The organism is Candidatus Margulisiibacteriota bacterium, from assembly GCA_041661965.1.
Classification (GTDB): domain Bacteria; phylum Margulisbacteria; class WOR-1; order O2-12-FULL-45-9; family XYB2-FULL-48-7; genus XYB2-FULL-45-9.
This window is the reverse complement of the sequence record JBAZTH010000002.1, coordinates 214204-231478: the sequence shown is the minus strand read 5'-3', so window position 1 is coordinate 231478 and position 17275 is coordinate 214204. Positions and strand designations below refer to the sequence as shown.

Sequence of the window (17275 nt, the reverse complement as noted above, 5' to 3'; positions counted from 1 at the left end):
TTCCGTCTTGAATTATAACAATGTAGAAAATGCTTGTCAACCCGGGCGGCGGTTGTTACAATGAACGTTAATGGACGATTTAGCGGTAGTGATCTTAGCGGCCGGCAAAGGGGTGCGGATGCAATCCGACCTTCCCAAGGTCTTTCACCCGGTGTTAGGCGAGCCGATGCTGGCCCATGTCCTGAAAACCACCCAAAAACTGCAACCGGCCAAGACTCTGGTCGTCGTCGGCCACCGGCGCGAGCTGATCACCGACTTCTTTAAGGATTGGCCGGTCGAGTTTGTCGTCCAGGCGGAACAGAAGGGGACCGGCCACGCTGTTTTGATGGCGGAGCCGAACCTGGCCGGATTTAAAGGGACGGTCCTGATCCTGGCGGGGGATGTGCCACTCCTCTCCGAGCGGACCCTGCGCCGCCTGATCGATTTTCATCGCCAGCAAAAAGCGGCGGCGACCGACCTGACCGCGATTTTGCCCGCCGGGGGAAATTACGGCCGGATCGTCCGCCAGCCAAACGGCGAGATCCTGAAAATTGTCGAGAAAAAAGACGCTTCCCCAGAAGAATTGAAGATCAACGAGGTCAACACCGGGACTTTTTGCTTTGATAAGGAGGCCCTTTTTGCCGCTTTGAAAGAGGTCCGCTCCGAAAACGCCCAAAAGGAATATTACCTGACCGACACGATCGAGATTCTCCGGCGCCAAAAGCGGCCGGTCTTTGCTTTCAGCACCGATGATCCCGCCGAAACGCTTGGGGTCAACACCAAGGACGAACTGGCGGAGATCGAACAGCTCCTGCGGCAGAGGCGCAATGCGGCTGTTTAGCCCCCCGCTGTTGATCGTTATCGGAGTCGTCGGGACACTGGCCCTCTTGTTCAGCCGGCCGCAGTTCATTCTCCCTTTCTACGCCGGCCTGGCGACTTTAGCGATGGGGTGGACGGTCCTAATCTCTTCTCCTGGCAACCGGATCAACTCCACCTACGCTTTTCTGGCCGGCTCGATCTTTGCTTTTGCTTTAGCGTTGTTCTTTTTTTCCACCGCCAAAGTTCCGGCCGAAGCCCTTTTCCATTTAAGGGGGGCGGCCATCAGCGGCCTGCTGATGGCGGGGAGCTTCCTTTATTTTTCTTTTCTTTTTCCGAAGCTCGACAGCCTGCCGAAGCTGGCAACGCTGGTTGCCTGGGGAATATGCGCTTTAGCCTTGCTGGTGGTCTCCTTCACCGGCCTGTTGTTTGAAAAAGCGGTCATTTCCCCGGAAGGGAATGGTTTTAACGCCGGGTTAGGGCTCCCTATATATCTTTTGTTCATCGGCTGGACGATCTTGTACGCGGCGCAGATACTCCGGCAGAAACGGAAGCGTTATTTCGGGACCAGCCGCCTCCAGGTCGGGTACATTATACTGGGCGGGCTGTTGGCGCTGATCGTGCCGATCCTGGGCAACTTCCTTCTGCCGCTGATCGGTTTTAACCAACTGCTCGGCTACGGGCCGTTCTTCCTGATGATCCTGACCGCCTTTGGCTATTATTCGATCCTGAAACATCGCCTGATGAGCCTGGAGATCATCATCCACCACATTACGGTCTATGGTTTGGCCGCCCTTTTTTCGCTCCTCCTTTTTTCGATCATCGCCCTGATCGGCCAGTTGTATTTTGCCGGCCGGCCCGGCTTCGGGCTCCTGACCTTTTCCGCTTTTGACGCGCTGGCGGTTGCCATCCTTTACCAGCCGCTGGTCACTGTCTTCGGCCTGATCGCCGACCGCCTCTTTTTTAAAGGGCGCTACGACTACCGGAACACTCTCCTGAAGATCAGCCGGGAGATCGCCTCGGTCATCAAGATCGAAGGGTTAACCAAACTGATTGTCATGTCGTTCGTCAAAACGATGGAGGTCTCGGAGATCTCCTTTTTGCTTCTCGACCGGGAGCGGGAGCATTTCCGCTCGGTCCCGATGTCGATCCCGCGTTACAAACGGATCGAGATCGACGTCGACAGTCCGATCGTTTCCTGGCTCTCGATCATGCAGGATGTGCTGGTGCGGGACGAAATTGAAGATGAGGTCGAGCGGCAGTCGCCCCACTACCAGTTAATTGCCGGACCGACCGATCTGGAAGAAGTCCGGGACGAAATGGACCGCTTGGGGATCCCGGTCTGGGTGCCGATCATCTCCAAAGACCAGATGATCGGGATCATTGCTCTGGGGAACAAAACTTCGGGGGACATTATGACCTCGGAAGATATCGGACTATTAAGCACGCTGGCGAGCCAGACGGCGGTGGCGCTCGACAACGCCCGGCTCTACGCCCAGGTCGTCAACATGAAAGATTACAACGAAGAGATCCTGCAATCGATGGTCAGCGGCGTCATGACCGTTGACCAGAAAGAGCGGATCGTTACGTTCAACATTATGGCGGAGAAAATTACCGGCCGGAAGATCACCGAAGTGTTAGGCAAGACCTGCGAAGAAATTTGGGGGGAAGAATCGCTCCTCAACCGGATCGTTCTGCAGTCGTTCAAAGAGCACTGCTTTACCAACCACGAAGCGAACCTGACTTCGCACGAGCGGGGGATCGTTCCGGTCTCGCTCGCTTCGACCCTCCTCCGCGACCACGACGGGAAAAAGATCGGCGTGCTGATCACCATTCAGGACCTCGCCGAAGTTAAAGCGCTGGAAGAAAAAGTTCGGCGGGCCGACAAACTGGCGGCGCTGGCGACGATGGGGGCGGGGATGGCGCACGAGATCAAAAATCCGCTCTCTTCGATGAAAGTTTTTGCCCAACTCCTGCCGACCCGTTATAACGACCCGGAATACCGGAAAAAGCTGGAAGAAATCTTGCCCCGGGAGATCAACCGGATCGACCGGATCGTGGAAAGCCTCTTAAGTTTTGCCCGGGCGTCGGCCCTGACCTTCGCGCCGGTCAAGATCGACGAACTGCTGGAAGAAACGCTTAAAGATTACGCCGACCAGTCGAAAAACCTCAAGATCGAAAAGAGCTATCTGCCCCTGCCGCCGATCGAAGTTGACCGGGGTCAGTTGGGCCAAGTTTTCTCGAACCTGGTCCTTAACGCGATTCAGGCGATGCCGGACGGCGGAACTCTCACTGTTCTGACGATGGAAGGGAAGCGGCAGGAAGGGGAACTCCGGAGCATCAAAGTGATGATCAAAGACAGCGGAGTGGGGATCTCCAAAGAGATCCAGAAACGGCTCTTTGATCCGTTCTACACGACAAAATACGGCGGGACGGGGCTGGGGCTGACCATTTCCCACAGTATTGTGGACGGCCACCGCGGCTTTATCGATCTGGAAAGCGAGATTGGCAAGGGGACTTCATTTACCGTCACTTTACCTGTCCGTCAGGGACTGGTATAATTCAGTCGAATGTTAAGCAACTCTCTGGTCCTACTCTCTGACGATGCCGACCTGGCGGCGGTGGTCCGCGAGGCGGCGCGTGAGAACGAAGTTTACACCGCTAACAGTTTGGATTCGGCGCTCGAACTGATCCGGCTTCGCCCCCCGCGTTTTGTGATCATCGACAACGACCTTAAAGAGCTGGACGGCTTAGCCGCTTTCCGCCAAATTCATCTCTTCAATACCGACCTGAAAGTGGTGATGGTCTCTTCCGCCAACGACATCCCATTAGCGGTCTCGGCCGCCAAGATCGGCGTCGCCGACTTCCTGAAAAAACCATTCAGTCCCCCGGCGTTAAAAGAAGCGATCGAGCGGACCGCGACCAGGGCGGGGCTCGCCTTTATCCCGGCCAAAGCGGCTTGGGCCAAAGGGGAAGGGCTCAAAGGGCTTTACGCCGAGATCCAGCGGGGCCTGGCTTTGTCGGCCAATATTCTCCTGTTCGGCGAGACCGGGATCGAAAAAAAAGAGATCGCCGAACTGATCCACCAAAACAGCCGCCAGCGCCAGCGGCAATTTAAAGTCATCGACCTGGCCTCTTTCCGCCGGGAAAACCTGGAAGCGTATTTCTGGACTTCGGTCCAGGAACTGTTAGCTTTGCCGACCGCGACGACCCTGCAGGACGAAGACGAACGGTGCGGGACTTTGTACCTCGAGAATTTTGACCAGCTTGATTCCGGCTTTAAGATGTCGATCTTCGAATTCTTTAAGAGCCGGAAAGAGACCCTCGACAAGACGATTTTAGTGATAATAGGGACGACGGAGAAGAAAGGAGCCCTTTCCACGCTGGCCCAGGAATACGCGCAGATCGTGATCCCCCCTTTGCGGGAACGGAAAGGGGATCTCCCGTTCATTCTGGCCGCCCTGATCAAGCGCTACAGTGCCGACCACGACAAGCCGCTCAAAGGGATAGAACCGGCCCTTTTAGAATTTCTGGCCGCCTATGATTTTCCCGGCAACTACCGGGAACTTGAAGGACTTATTGAACAAGGAGTCTTGCGGAGCCGGGGAGAGATCTTGTCCCTGGCCGACCTGGCAGTAGATTTTCGGATTTACAAACAGGTCTTCTTTAAAAAAGCGAAGATGAACGGCCTGGTCAGCTTAGACGATGTCCGCCGGAATTTTGAAGCCGGGCTTTTTGATTTCCTGGCGCATAAGAACGGCGAGAACCTGGGTGAACTGGCCAAATATTTTGACCTGCCGAGGACGGCGATTGCTGATCGGATCGCCGAACAAGAAGTAGAGTTCAAATGAATATAAAAGTTTTATGGAATATCGCCTTATCGCTGGCGATCGTCACCGTTTTTTATAATATTATTGAAGGGTTGGTCTCGATCTATTTTGGTTATACCGACCAGACGCTGACCCTTCTTGGTTTTGGGATCGATTCTTTTGTCGAAGTCTTATCCGGGATCGGCGTCTGGCATATGATTGTCCGGATCAAAAGGAACGACCAAGAGCGGGACAGTTTTGAAAAAACTGCCTTAAAAATAACGGGGATCTCTTTTTATCTCTTGACCATCGGCTTGATCTTAACGGTTGCCTACAATATTTATATCGACCATAAGCCGATAACCACATCTTGGGGGATAATAATCTCCGTCATTTCAATATTAACGATGGTTTTTTTAATGAAGGCCAAGATGTTTGTGGGGGAGAGGCTTTCCTCCGACGCGATTATCGCCGACGCCAATTGCACCAAGACCTGCGTTTATTTGTCGGTAATTCTGCTCGTCTCCAGTGTTTTGTATGAACTCTTCAAGGTCGGCTATATCGATTCTCTTGGGACGATAGGGATCGCCTACTATGCTTTTATGGAAGGGAGAGAGTCGATCGATAAATCAAAAGGGAAAGAGTGCTGCGGCTCGTGTCGCTCCTAAAAAATTCCTAACCGGTAATTCTTTTAATTAACTCTTCGGCCGCCTCTCTGGTCGGGGCTTCGGCCATTATTCTGATGATTGGCTCGGTGTTGGAGGCCCGGACGTGGACCCAGGCATCGGGGAAAACGACTTTGATCCCGTCTTTGATGACCATTTCTTCACCCGCAAAGCTCTTTTTGACCTTTTCCAGCCACTCTGTGACCTCGAACTGACTGTTACAGTCGACTTTGCTCTTGATCATGACGTACTGGGGGAGGCTTTTGGCGAGCTTGGAGAGGGGCTGGCCGCTCTTGGCCATATAATGGAGGATGAGGGCGATCCCGGCCAGGCTGTCCCGGTTGTAGCCGACCTGCGGGAAAATGACCCCGCCGTTCCCTTCGCCGCCGATTATTGCTTCCTGCCGGATAATTTCTTCCACCACATGGATCTCGCCGATCTTGGTCCGAACGACCTTGGCGCCGTGGCTCTTGGCGACATCATCCACTACTCGGCTGGTCGAGAGGTTGGTGACAATGGTATGTTTACGGGCTTTGGCGTTAGGGGCGGCTTCGAGGATCGAAGCGGCGGCCAAAGCGAGGGTCAATTCTTCACCGATGGCGAAGCCGCCGTCGGCGACAATGGCGAGGCGGTCGGCGTCGGCGTCGACGACAAAGCCGACATCGGCTTTTTTGGCCTGGACGTAGCCGATAAGCTCGGTAATGTTTTCGGGGACCGGTTCCGGGTTGTGCGGGAAGGGGAGCAAGACATTGCAATTGATCGGGTAGACGACGCAGCCGAGTTTTTTGAGAAGCTCGACCAGGGCGATGGAGCCGGCGCCGTTACAACCGTCTAAGGCGACGCGGAATTTCTTTTTACGGATCAGGTTGACGTCGACGACTTTAAGGACCTTTTTAATGTGAAGGGCGATTGCCTGGTCGTTGGATTCAACGGTTTGCGGGACGGCGACGCGGAACTTCTTTTTCTCGTAGAGGTCGATCAGCTTGGCCGCTTTTTTCTCGTTGAGGAACAACCCTTCGGGGGTCATGAACTTGATCCCGTTCCAAGGGAGTGGGTTATGGGAGGCAGTGACTACAATTCCGCCGTCGGCGCGGAGGAGTTTGGTCATGATCCCAACAGTGGGGGTCGGGGCGATGCCGATATCTATTACTTTACAACCAGCTGAAAGAAGCCCGGCGTAGAGGATCCCTTTAATGTATTCTGACGACGGACGGGGGTCGATCCCTATAACAATTGTACCGCCGTTAGTGTAGGTCCCGAAGGCCTTGGCGAAGTCGAGGCAAAGCTCGGGGGTGAGGGAATCCGGGATCGTGCCGCGCACGCCGGAGATCGAGATTTTTAGTGCCATATATGGGCATTATAGCTTATGGAAGGTGGTTTGGGGAAGTAGGGGACAAGTGGCAATAAAATTGCTGATTCATCTATCATGCGGAGAAGGAGAAATAACAAAGTCATCTACCAGGGGCCGACTGGTTCCCTGGAGCTAAAAGCGGATGACGAGAATGAGACAATTTGGGCGACCCAGGCACAGATCGCGAAGCTTTTTAGTGTTGAGCGATCGGTTATAACAAAGCATGTTCGTAACATATTAAAAGATAAAGAGCTCGACCAGGAGCAAGTATGTGCAAATTTTGCACATACTGCCAGTGACGGTAAAGTATATGACGTAAAATTTTATAATTTGGATGTTGTTTTAGCGGTTGGTTATCGGGCTAATTCCGCCAAGGCCATTGCTTTTCGCCAGTGGGCAACTAGGACATTAAGGGATCATCTTCTTAAGGGTTACACTATCAACCGCAAACGGATCGCTAAAAACTACGATTCCTTTATGAAAGCAGTGGAGAGCGTCCGATCTCTACTGCCCACCTCTTCTAAAGTGGAAACGGCCGACATTCTTGAGCTGATCAAGCTATTTGCCGGGACTTGGTTTTCGCTGGCGGCATACGATCGGGGGAGTTTTGGCCAGGGGAAGGTGACTAGGAAGAAGGTTGCGATCGCGGCTAGTGAATTGACTGCCGGGATCGAGAGGCTGAAGGGGGAGCTGAAGAAAAAGGGGGAAGCGAGCGATCTTTTTGCCTTGGAGCGCGGCGGTAGTTCTCTTGAGGGGATTGTTGGGAATGTGATGCAAACCTTTGACGGAAAAGATCTTTACCCGAGCTTGGAAGAAAAAGCGGCGCATTTACTATATTTTGTGGTAAAAAGCCATCCTTTCGCGGATGGGAACAAAAGGAGCGGGGCTTTTGCCTTTGTCTGGTTCTTGCGCCACGCCGGAATCCTTGATGTGCGGCGGCTGACGCCGACGGCTTTGACCGCGCTGACCCTCCTTATAGCCGAAAGCCACCCTAGGGAGAAAGAAAAGATGACCGGGCTGGTAGCGATGCTTTTGAGAAGATAATGGTTAACTAAAATTCGAAACTCTAATTCCTGCCTGCCGGCAGGCAGGTCGAAATACGAAACAAATTCGAAGTCCGAAATTCGAATTTTGGATTTTCATTTTTGTTTCGAGTTTAGGATTTCGTGTTTCGTATTTATCTCCAATTATTCGGGTATTCGGATTAGCCATTCGTATATCCCGAAATGCGCGCCCATTCGGAATTTTATTTAAATTTATGTTTTAGGACAAATGATTGAGCTGAGAGAAAGGTTTAGAAAGAAACAAGTTAGCCGTTTTTATTTATTGCCGATTGGCCTAACCCCAAAGCCAAAATATGTAGTACAATATGAAATAAATGATGATTTGAAATATGGTGTATGCTGAGGCCTATTCTAGGTAGAGATATGTTGTTAGACTTAATGAAAGGGAGGGACGCGTTGGAGTATGGGGAGAAAGGGGAGGTGGGGATAATACCATGAGTAGAAAATTGAAAGAGTTTACATTTATTGATTTGTTTTCTGGCATAGGCGGATTTCATATAGCAGCATCGGATAATGGTGGACACTGTGTCTTTTCCAGTGAGATAGATGTTGAAGCTGCAAAAACATATGAAGAAAACTTTTGTTTAAAGCCCCAAGGGGATATTACAAAGATAAAATCAAAGGATATTCCAAATCATGATTTGTTGTGTGCTGGTTTTCCTTGCCAACCCTTTAGTATTATTGGCAATAGGATGGGATTTGATGATATGCGAGGGACCTTGTTTTTTGAAATAGCCAGAATATTAAAGGATAAAAAGCCCCCTATGATTATCCTGGAAAATGTCAAACAATTAGCGACCCACGACAATAAAAAAACTATTACTAGAATTTTAGAATGCTTAGAAGAAATTGGATACAAAACTTATTGGAAAGTGCTTAACGCTTTGGATTATGGCTTGCCTCAAAGAAGAGAGAGAACAATAATTGTTGGGTTTCTCAACCATGACGTAGCGTATTTTTGGCCTGCAAAAATTGAGAAATACACCCCGCTTGAAAAATTATTAGATAAGGAAGTTGATAGGCGACATTACGTCAGTCCGATGATAAGAGAAAAAAGGAAGAAATCGCATCAAACAAGTTTAAAAGTGTCTATTTGGCATGAGAACAAAGGTGGAAATGTTTCCAGCCATCCATATTCATGCGCATTGCGCGCGAATGCTTCTTATAACTATCTTCTGGTAAATGGAGAAAGGCGATTAACACCAAGAGAGATGTTGAGATTGCAAGGTTTCCCTGAAAAACATAAGATAGTTTGTTCTGATGCATATGCGAGGAAGCAAGCGGGCAACGCTGTTCCCGTTCCAATGATTAGATTTGTTATAAAGGAGATTTTAAATGCTCAAGCCAAGGCTGAGGGACTCAAAAAAAAGCAGGCAATCTAGTGCGCACCCGCTAGGGGAGTTTCCAAAAATATTTATCTATGAAATTAGCAAATGGATTGTTTACCATTTTGCAGTTGGGAAGTCTGATATAAGCGGAGAGGATTGGGGCGATATATTTGCAAAGGGATTGAATGGAATCCACTTGTCTAGCCCAGTTGGATTGGCCGATGTTGTTTTAGCTGATGGGGCTTGGTCAATAAAAAGCGTCAAAAACGACGATCCCCATAAATGTAAAGTAGTAAGGGTCATTTCTGGCAGAAATTCTCCCGATTATTCTTATGGCATATCAAACCCGCATGACGACCCGCAAAAAACAGGAGCAGCTGTTTTAAATATTTGGAATGAACGGGTAAATATTGCTGTAGATGAGTATGTCAATGTAAGATCTGCGATATTGATTAGGAATGTTAATAAGCTTGAGTTTGCTCTTTTTGAAACGGAAATTAATAGATTTGTTCCCAAAGAGTATCGTTGGTCGGTGAATAAAAATGGGAACCTTGAAGGAGTAGACAGAACTAACGGTGATCATAAGTTTACTTGGCAGCCACACGGGTCGCAATTCACCATAATATATACTGTGCCTTCATCTGCTGTTAGATTTAAGATAAAAAGGCCTCCTGTTTTAGATTTTAATAAAGTAATATCAGAATTGGGATTCGATGAGTCGTGGGTAAGCATAAAATAACCAATAAGGAAGACAAAGCACAACGGTCAAAAGTAATGGCGGCCGTTAAATCGCGAGGAAATGTTTCCACCGAGTTGAAGATGGAAAAATTGTTGCGTTTTAATAGGTTGAAAGGTTGGAGAAAACATAAAAACATTGTTGGGACGCCAGATTTTGTTTGGGAAAAAAATAAGGTTGCGCTTTTTGTTGATGGATGTTTTTGGCACAAATGCCCATATTGTTTTAGACGGCCAAAAAGTAATTTGGCTTATTGGACTAAAAAAATTGAGTCTAATATAAAGCGTGATTGCAAGACTAATAAGGCGTTGCGCTTGGCGGGATGGAATGTTATTCGCGTGTGGGAATGTAAAATTAACCAATGCGGAACCATTACGCGAATAAGAAAGGCATTACGAAGGTCAATTAACATATGACCCATTTAGAGAGGGAAATACGAATATTAAAATGCAAAACAATGGGGAAGGCACGAAATCAGAAATTCTAAACTAGCGCAAATATCAAAATTCAAAATGTTTAGATCATTTGTGCTTAGCAATAGGGATCCTGGCTGAAATCGAAGAGGAAGCGCTTTCCCGATTGGACGACCGGTTGAGAGGGGTGGTGGAAAGGTTTAGACAGAAATATGGGTTGAGTTAAAAGATCGATCAAGGACGGACGGGGGAGTTGCCGTTTTGGGATTACTTTTGCACCCCACCGAAAGCAAACATTATATTCGCTCTCGTTTTTTTGATGAAATTAGTTAGCCGCTTTTTGTATTCCGCAGTTCCATGTCTGCGCCCGCCCTCTATATAGGCGATTCTTATGGTCCGATAATTAAGAGGGAATCTCTGAAAATTACGCCAAACAGTTTTGTCATGCTTTAGGGCCTGCAAGGTGGCAGGGGCGATCTCCAATTTCTGCTTCTTTTTCAATAAAGCCCGATTTTTCAGCGCCGCCAGACCGACTTTGGTCATTTTCCCCTGTCTGATGAGCCTTCTCATGCGCGCAAGGTTGGCCTCCGACCAGCTGCTTGTTGGTTTGCGCGGCGAAAAGCGCTGGGCGAACTTGGCGCGGTCGATGTTTTTAACCTGGCTATCTATCCAGCCAAAGGCGAGCGCTTCCTCGACAGCATCGGCGTAGCCCAGGCGGGGTTGGCCGGTGTATTTGCGGGGGTAAATAAGCCAGATCTCTTTGGCCCGGCTGTGGTTTTTCGAAAGCCAGGCACGCCATTTTTTACGGTTCGAGATGTAAAGGGTCTTGCCTATTTTCATCGGTTTTTGTTGTGGGATAATTATACTATTAATAACCGTCAGTCGGACGGGGAAAATATGTTTACATTTACCGTTTCGACTTGCTAAAATTCTCTTATCCTAAAGGAGGCTACAACATGAAAATCCTTAAAAGTATCTGGGCCATTGTCGCAGGGATGATCGTCGGAGCAGTTTTATCAATTGGTACTGACATGATTCTAGAGAAGACCGGCATTTTCCCACCGCAGCAAGCGGGCTTGTTCGTCACCTGGATGCTGGCTTTAGCCTTGGTCTATCGCTGTATCTATAACACCGCGGGGTGTTACGTAGCGGCGGCCCTGGCGCCCGATCGACCAATGGGCCACGCTTTAACTCTTGGTGGAATTGGGTTGGTCCTCACTATCCTCGGCTCGATCGCCAATTGGGACGCGTCGGCAGCCTGGTATCCTATCTCTTTGGCTATCCTGACGATGCCGTGCGCATGGCTGGGTGGGAAGCTGAAGACAAGGGCTTAGTCACTTGCCCCCCTAAAAACCCCACTGCACATTCACAAACGGTAAAAAGCTGGCTCTCCGATCCATCGAGTCAGCGGCGTAGAAAAGACCGCCGAAGGAGACAGTCCTGTTTTCACTAACAAAGTCGGCGCCGACGGCAAGTTCCGAGCTCCGACCGATTGGGATCCAGTTCTGATAAGCCTCGATGAAAAAGTGATTGGTATCGCTCTGGTTGGTAATAAGCCCCGCTTTTATCCCCACCCCGGGGGTGTTGATTGGGTTAGAAGTCGCGAGGGGGCTGTCGTTGATATTGGTCGTCTGTTTGATCCCGGCGTGGAGAATATAGTTACCGCTATCTAAAGAGCGGGAGAGGAGAAGCGCGACGTCGGTTGAAATAGGCGTACTGGAGGCGAGAGGATAGTATAGCGACGAAGCGACCGCGACCTGCAAAGTGCTCTCCGACTCCTCGACGACCACAAACTTACCGTAGAAATTGGGGACCTGGAAGAGATCGAGCAGACCGTTGGTTCCCAGTTGGAGCTTGCTCGTTACCCCGTAATTGGCCCAACCTATTAAACTGACATTCCATTGGCCCTGCTTGAGATTATAAGCCGTATCTGAAAAGAGGGACCAGGCTGGACGGCCGGTTGCGGCGAAGCTGGGCGAGACTAAAATTAGAGCGGCGACTAAGAGAGCGATAATATTTTTATTCATGTTTTGCCTCCTTGGGTAGGACGAGGGTATTATAGCAGGAGAGGAGGTGGAAATGCGAAAAGCGTCGCGCGGTTGCGAAGCGAGAAACGAAATGAGAAGCGCGGGACGCGTAACGCAAGACGCCCGACGATTCGCTCTTCCATTATTCGCTCCTAAACCCAATTTTGGGCTTCGGTTTACTTTCAGTAGAGACCATCTTCTCGATCGCTCGAATGATTAGCCCGATCTCTTTATCGTGTCGGTCAACTTTCCCCTTCAGTTCCCGAAATAGATAGGTTAGGTCCTTATTGGTAGCGAGAACCTGGCGGAGACGGACGAAAGCTCGCATGATGGCAATATTTACTTGTACCGCTCTGGGGCTATGAAGAACCCCGGAGAGCATAGCTAGGCCTTGTTCAGTGAAAACATTTACATTCTTGGCATGCTTGATTTTATCAACCTGCCCTTTGTGGGAACATATCACAATTTGTGATATGTTTGATATTTCCTGTCTAGTCAAGGAAAACATGAAGTCATCCGGGAACCTTTCACGGTTTCGATTGACCGCTTGGTTTAAAACGAATGTTTTCACTCCGTAAAGTTCGGCTAGGTCTCGATCAAGCATCACCTTTTGTCCCCTGATCAAATGGATCCTGTTCTCGATCCTTTCAATTGGTATTAAATCATTCATAATTTTGTTCTCCTTTGTTAAATTTGGAGGTCACAATTTGTGACCTCCAGGTTGAGGTTCCAAAATGGAACCTCAAGTCTGAGGATCTCGCAAATTGCGACATCCTCTTTGGTCGACCACGCATGATGCAGCAATTATATTGCCAGAGTAGGTGGGAGGGAGGCGTCGCGCGGAGGCGAAGCGAGAAACGAAGTGAGAAGCGCGGGTGCGAACTCTACATGATCTTCAGCGTCTTCTGCGCGGAGTTGTGACCTTTCATGATCTTGATTTTATTCTTCTTAACTTTATACTCTTCCGCGACCAAGTCGTACATTATGTCGTTAACTTTGTTGTTGAGCTCCGGCTCCACCACATAGAGTCGGCTGCCGACTAGTTCGTTGTGGTCAGCGTTTAAGACGATCCTTAGTTCGAGAGTGATTTCGGTCATGAGGGACTCCTTCTATTGTATTAAGCTAACAACTGTAATTATATCAGTTGTTTGTTTCTTTTACATTCCAAATTGGAATCTTAAAGAATAACAATTCCCTCGGCGCTAAAGATCATTTATTTCAAGGTCACAAATTGTGACCTTGATGTTTTCAACGGTGATCCGCAGTCCCTTTTCTGTCAGGTCTTGCAGCCCAGCACGGGTCATAAAGTCCGGGAGGAGGTGTTCGCGAAGTTCGCGGGCCGCCTCGCGGCTCCCCAGATGCCCGCCTGGCTATCTGATCCCTCTGCTTCGGTCAAGGTTGATGCTGACGAATGAATTGTTCATTTTCTTACTCCTACATTTTTTGAATAATTGGACAAATATATATCAGGCGCTTGACAGGGAAATTTCAGAGCAATTGCCATCATTGCAGTTTCCCAAGTTTTGTATTATCATAAAATCAAATGAGTGTAGTTTTTGGCGCGATAATGCCGCATCCGCCGATAATTGTCCCGGCGATCGGTAAAAATCGTTTAAAAGAAGCGGACAAGACTAAACGAGCCCTGGAAAAGATCTCGCAAATGTTCAAAGGGGAAGAGTTTGACACCATCGTCGTCATTACCCCCCATGGGCGGGTCGGGCAAGCTTCGGTCCCCGTCTACACCAGCCACGTCTTTGAAGGAAACTTTGCCGATTTCGGCCACCCCAAACCTTCCGTCCTCTATAAAGGGGACCCGGTTTTGGGACTGGCGGTCGTTAAAAATTCCAACTTAGCGTCGGCCCTGCCGGAAACGATCCTTGATCATGGCGTCATGGTCCCGCTCCATTATCCGACCGCCGCCGGGATCAATAAGCCGATCTTGCCAATCGCGGTTGCTTTCATTCCGTTAGATAAACTTTTCCAATTTGGTAAAACTTTAGCCGAGACCGCGAAAAGCCTGGACCGGAAGATCCTGGTGATCGCTTCCGCCGATATGTCCCACCGCTTGACCCCCGACGCGCCGTCCGGCTTTTCTCCCAGAGGGAAAGAGTTTGACGACAAACTCGTCTCGCTGGTCAGCAATTACGATGTTCAGGGGATCCTCAACTTCGACCCGGCGTTGGCCGACGAAGCGGGACAGGACGCCCTCTGGTCGATTTCCGTCCTCCTCGGCGCCCTCGATGGCCAGCCGGTGAAGTCGGAAGTCCTCTCTTACGAAGGGCCGTTTGGCGTCGGCTATATGGTCGCGGCGCTGCAGCCCTGCCTGCCGGCAGGCACGGCCCAATGAGCGAACATCCGCTAGTCGCCCTCGCCAGACAGACGATCACCACTTACTTAAATGAAGGGAAAGTTATCCCCCCGCCTCAACAGTTGACTCCGGAGATGCGGGCCAAAGCGGGCGTTTTTGTGTCGCTCCACCGGCGCAACGCCTTGCGCGGTTGTATCGGGACCTTTGCCCCGACGACGGAGAATGTCGCTAAAGAGATAATCCAGAACGCGATCTCGGCTTCGACCGAAGATCCCCGTTTTAGGCCGATGACTGCCGACGAATTGGAGGGGTTGGAGATCTCCGTCGACGTTCTTTCGGCCCCCGAACCGGTCAAGTCGGTCGCCGATCTAGACGCTAAAAAGTACGGCGTGATCGTCAAAGCGGGACCCCGGCGCGGGCTTCTTCTCCCCGACTTAGACGGAGTGGATACTCCTGACGAACAGATCGCCATTTGCCGTCAAAAAGGTGGCATTGGAAAAAATGAGCCGGTAGACCTTTTCAGATTCACTGTAACAAGGTATCATTAAGGAAAGACGGGAAAAGAGGAGAAGTCATGATTAAAGTAGGTATTATAGGCGCGAGCGGTTATGCCGGGATGTCGGTTTTGCAGATCCTGCTGCAACACCCGGAAGTGAAAGTCGAATGGCTGATGTCGAGTGAGCGGAGCAGCGGCCAGAAGATCAGCGATCTCTATCCGCATCTGACCGGCGAGTGCGATCTGACGATGGTTGACCTCAACGACCTGGACAAATATCTTGGCGCCATTGACGTTGTCTTTATTTCGCTTCCGCACGGGATTGCCCTGAACCATGTCCCCAAGATCTTAGCGGCGGGAAAGAAAGTGATCGACCTTGGGGCCGATTATCGCTTCAACGACGAAGCGGTCTTTAAGGCCTGGTATCACGTCGAGCATACCGACAAAAACCTGCTGAAAGAAGCGGTCTTCGGCCTGCCGGAAATTTATCGGAACGAGATCAAAAAAGCTCGGCTGATCGGTAACCCGGGCTGTTACCCGACCGCCTCACTGCTCGGCTTGGCGCCATTGGTTAAAAACAAATTAGTGGATAACAGCGCCATTATTATCGACGCCAAATCCGGGGTCTCCGGCGCCGGCCGGGGGACGACCCTCAAGACCCACTTTTGCGAACGGAACGAGGGGATCGAAGCTTATTCGGTCACCACTCACCGCCATATGGGAGAGATAGAGTACCAGGCGATCAAGATCGCGGGGGATCAGGGGCTCAAGACGACCTTTGTGCCGCACCTGGTCCCGATGAACCGGGGGATCTTGGCGACGATCTATGGGAAAGTCAAACAACCAACTACCAAACAACAACTAACAACAATGTTTAAAGATTTTTATAAAGATGAGCCGTTCATCCGGGTGTTAGAAGGGAAAACACCCAACACCAAGTATGTCGCCGGGACCAATTACTGCGATCTCGGTGTCGACTACAACGAAGCGACCGGGCAAGTGATCGTCATGTCGGCGATCGACAACCTGATGAAAGGGGCGGCGAGCCAGGCGGTCCAGAACTTCAACCTGGTTTGCGGCTTCGCGGAAGGGACCGCCTTAAAACGGCTGGCCTTGTTCCCATGAGCCTGCCGAAAGGTTATCTAGCCGCCGGGGTTGCCTGCGGACTTAAAAAATCGGGGAAGAGCGACCTGGCGATGATCTTTTCCGAAGTCCCGGCCAATGCCGCCGCTGTCTTTACCACTAACCAGGTCAAAGCGGCCCCGGTCATCGTCTCCATTAAACACATTCACCGGGGGATCGCTCAAGCAATAGTTGCCAACGCCGGGAACGCCAACTGTTGGACCGGCGCCAAAGGGTTGCGCGACGCTTACGAAATGGCGAGCTTGACTGCCGCCCAGCTGGGGATCGAACCGGAGAAAGTTCTGGTCACCTCGACCGGATCGATCGGCCATCCTCTGCCGATGGACAAAGTCTGCAAAGGGATCAAAACCGCTTCGCTAAAACTTTCCAAAGACGGGTTAAGCGCCGCCGCCCGGGCGATCATGACGACCGACCTCAAGGAAAAACGGATCACTGTGAAGGTCGGCAAGTATTCCGTCTCCGGCATCGCCAAAGGTTCGGGGATGATCGCCCCGACTATGGCGACGATGCACGCCTTTATTGTTACTGATGCCGCGGTTGACCAGCAGATCCTCCAGCAGGTCGTCAAAGCGGCGAGCGAAAAATCGTTTAATATGGTCTCGGTTGATAACTGCATGTCGACCAACGATTGCGTTTTTCTCCTGGCCAACGGGATGTCGGGTGTGAAAGTAAAAGGGGCGGCCGTTAAAAAGTTCGCCCAGGTGGTGGAGAAAGTTTGTATCTACCTTGCCAAAGAGATCGCCCGCGACGGCGAAGGGGCGACCAAATTGCTTGAAATCCGGGCCAAGGGCGCCCGAAATAATGCCGAGGCCAAAACCGCGGTCAAAGCGCTGATCAACTCGTTCTTGCTGAAAGCGGCGGTTTACGGGCAAGACCGAAACTTCGGCCGGATCCTCCAGGCGCTCGGCTCGACCAGCATCGACATAAACTGGGAAAAGTTCAAATGGAGCTGGGAGATGAAGGCCAAGCAGGATGTCATTACGATCGATCTGAAGGCGGGGAAAGGCGAAGCGATCGGCTGGGGTTGCGACCTGACCGAAGATTACGTGAAGATCAACGCTGATTATCATACTTAACCTCGGAAACCAGTCCCGATCGGATCGGGACGGTTTTCTCGGAAAAGACCTGGAACCGCGACGT

The 17275-nt window shown here is 50.6% G+C and carries 18 protein-coding genes; 13 read left to right on the top strand and 5 right to left on the bottom strand.

Annotated features, from left to right (window positions below; translation table 11 throughout):
• Nucleotides 1-70: 70 nt before the first annotated feature.
• From WC772_03965 to WC772_03950, 4 genes are read left to right on the top strand one after another with little or no spacing between them, the layout of a single operon-like run.
• A complete protein-coding gene (locus WC772_03965; protein ID MFA6169910.1) occupies nucleotides 71-820 on the top strand; it encodes an NTP transferase domain-containing protein in 750 nt (249 codons plus the stop codon).
• A complete protein-coding gene (locus WC772_03960; protein ID MFA6169909.1) occupies nucleotides 807-3356 on the top strand; it encodes an ATP-binding protein in 2550 nt (849 codons plus the stop codon). The genes WC772_03965 and WC772_03960 overlap by 14 nt, the downstream gene beginning before the upstream one ends.
• A 9-nt stretch (nucleotides 3357-3365) precedes the next feature.
• Nucleotides 3366-4646: a response regulator gene (locus tag WC772_03955; GenBank protein ID MFA6169908.1), complete on the top strand. Its 1281-nt coding sequence runs from the start codon at nucleotides 3366-3368 to the stop codon at nucleotides 4644-4646.
• A complete protein-coding gene (locus WC772_03950) occupies nucleotides 4643-5272 on the top strand; it encodes a cation transporter (GenBank protein ID MFA6169907.1) in 630 nt (209 codons plus the stop codon). Before WC772_03955 ends, WC772_03950 begins: the two co-directional genes overlap by 4 nt.
• 7 nt (nucleotides 5273-5279) lie before the next feature.
• Here WC772_03950 and glmM read toward each other — a convergent pair whose 3' ends face one another.
• A complete protein-coding gene (gene glmM / locus WC772_03945) occupies nucleotides 5280-6617 on the bottom strand; it encodes a phosphoglucosamine mutase (protein MFA6169906.1) in 1338 nt (445 codons plus the stop codon).
• Nucleotides 6618-6695: 78 nt separating this feature from the next.
• On the opposite strand from glmM, the gene WC772_03940 reads away from it, so the two are divergent.
• From WC772_03940 to WC772_03925, 4 genes are all read left to right on the top strand, one after another.
• Entirely contained in the window at nucleotides 6696-7664 is a 969-nt protein-coding gene (locus tag WC772_03940; protein ID MFA6169905.1) for a virulence protein RhuM/Fic/DOC family protein, read from the top strand.
• Nucleotides 7665-8118: 454 nt separating this feature from the next.
• Nucleotides 8119-9066, top strand: coding sequence for a DNA (cytosine-5-)-methyltransferase (gene dcm / locus WC772_03935; protein MFA6169904.1), 948 nt, complete (start codon nucleotides 8119-8121; stop codon nucleotides 9064-9066).
• Nucleotides 9020-9751 carry a hypothetical protein gene (locus tag WC772_03930; GenBank protein ID MFA6169903.1) on the top strand — a complete coding sequence of 244 codons (732 nt, stop codon included), beginning with the start codon at nucleotides 9020-9022 and terminating at the stop codon, nucleotides 9749-9751. The genes dcm and WC772_03930 overlap by 47 nt, the downstream gene beginning before the upstream one ends.
• The gene (locus tag WC772_03925) at nucleotides 9733-10164 is read left to right on the top strand and encodes a very short patch repair endonuclease (GenBank protein ID MFA6169902.1); all 432 of its coding nucleotides are present in this window, start codon (nucleotides 9733-9735) and stop codon (nucleotides 10162-10164) included. The genes WC772_03930 and WC772_03925 overlap by 19 nt, the downstream gene beginning before the upstream one ends.
• A gap of 264 nt (nucleotides 10165-10428) precedes the next feature.
• Here WC772_03925 and WC772_03920 read toward each other — a convergent pair whose 3' ends face one another.
• Nucleotides 10429-11001 carry a hypothetical protein gene (locus WC772_03920; GenBank protein ID MFA6169901.1) on the bottom strand — a complete coding sequence of 191 codons (573 nt, stop codon included), beginning with the start codon at nucleotides 10999-11001 and terminating at the stop codon, nucleotides 10429-10431.
• 191 nt (nucleotides 11002-11192) lie between these two features.
• On the opposite strand from WC772_03920, the gene WC772_03915 reads away from it, so the two are divergent.
• The gene (locus WC772_03915; protein MFA6169900.1) at nucleotides 11193-11495 is read left to right on the top strand and encodes a hypothetical protein; all 303 of its coding nucleotides are present in this window, start codon (nucleotides 11193-11195) and stop codon (nucleotides 11493-11495) included.
• 12 nt (nucleotides 11496-11507) lie between these two features.
• Here the strand turns inward: WC772_03915 and WC772_03910 are convergent, their stop codons facing one another.
• The 3 genes from WC772_03910 to WC772_03900 form a co-directional block, all read right to left on the bottom strand.
• Entirely contained in the window at nucleotides 11508-12188 is a 681-nt protein-coding gene (locus WC772_03910; GenBank protein MFA6169899.1) for a hypothetical protein, read from the bottom strand.
• 142 nt (nucleotides 12189-12330) lie between these two features.
• Nucleotides 12331-12858 (bottom strand): ORF6N domain-containing protein, encoded by a 528-nt coding sequence (locus WC772_03905; protein ID MFA6169898.1) that lies wholly within the window; start codon nucleotides 12856-12858, stop codon nucleotides 12331-12333.
• Nucleotides 12859-13072: 214 nt separating this feature from the next.
• Nucleotides 13073-13285: a DUF167 family protein gene (locus tag WC772_03900; GenBank protein MFA6169897.1), complete on the bottom strand. Its 213-nt coding sequence runs from the start codon at nucleotides 13283-13285 to the stop codon at nucleotides 13073-13075.
• A 446-nt stretch (nucleotides 13286-13731) separates the two neighbouring features.
• On the opposite strand from WC772_03900, the gene amrB reads away from it, so the two are divergent.
• Genes amrB through argJ form a run of 4 tightly spaced genes read left to right on the top strand, consistent with a single transcriptional unit; the run spans nucleotide 13732 to nucleotide 17211 of the window.
• The gene (amrB, locus tag WC772_03895) at nucleotides 13732-14535 is read left to right on the top strand and encodes an AmmeMemoRadiSam system protein B (GenBank protein ID MFA6169896.1); all 804 of its coding nucleotides are present in this window, start codon (nucleotides 13732-13734) and stop codon (nucleotides 14533-14535) included.
• Nucleotides 14532-15044, top strand: coding sequence for an AmmeMemoRadiSam system protein A (amrA, locus tag WC772_03890; protein ID MFA6169895.1), 513 nt, complete (start codon nucleotides 14532-14534; stop codon nucleotides 15042-15044). The genes amrB and amrA overlap by 4 nt, the downstream gene beginning before the upstream one ends.
• Before the next feature lie 26 nt (nucleotides 15045-15070).
• Nucleotides 15071-16117, top strand: coding sequence for an N-acetyl-gamma-glutamyl-phosphate reductase (argC, locus tag WC772_03885; GenBank protein MFA6169894.1), 1047 nt, complete (start codon nucleotides 15071-15073; stop codon nucleotides 16115-16117).
• Nucleotides 16114-17211, top strand: a complete 1098-nt coding sequence (gene argJ / locus WC772_03880; GenBank protein ID MFA6169893.1) for a bifunctional glutamate N-acetyltransferase/amino-acid acetyltransferase ArgJ — start codon at nucleotides 16114-16116, stop codon at nucleotides 17209-17211. The genes argC and argJ overlap by 4 nt, the downstream gene beginning before the upstream one ends.
• Nucleotides 17212-17275: the final 64 nt, after the last annotated feature.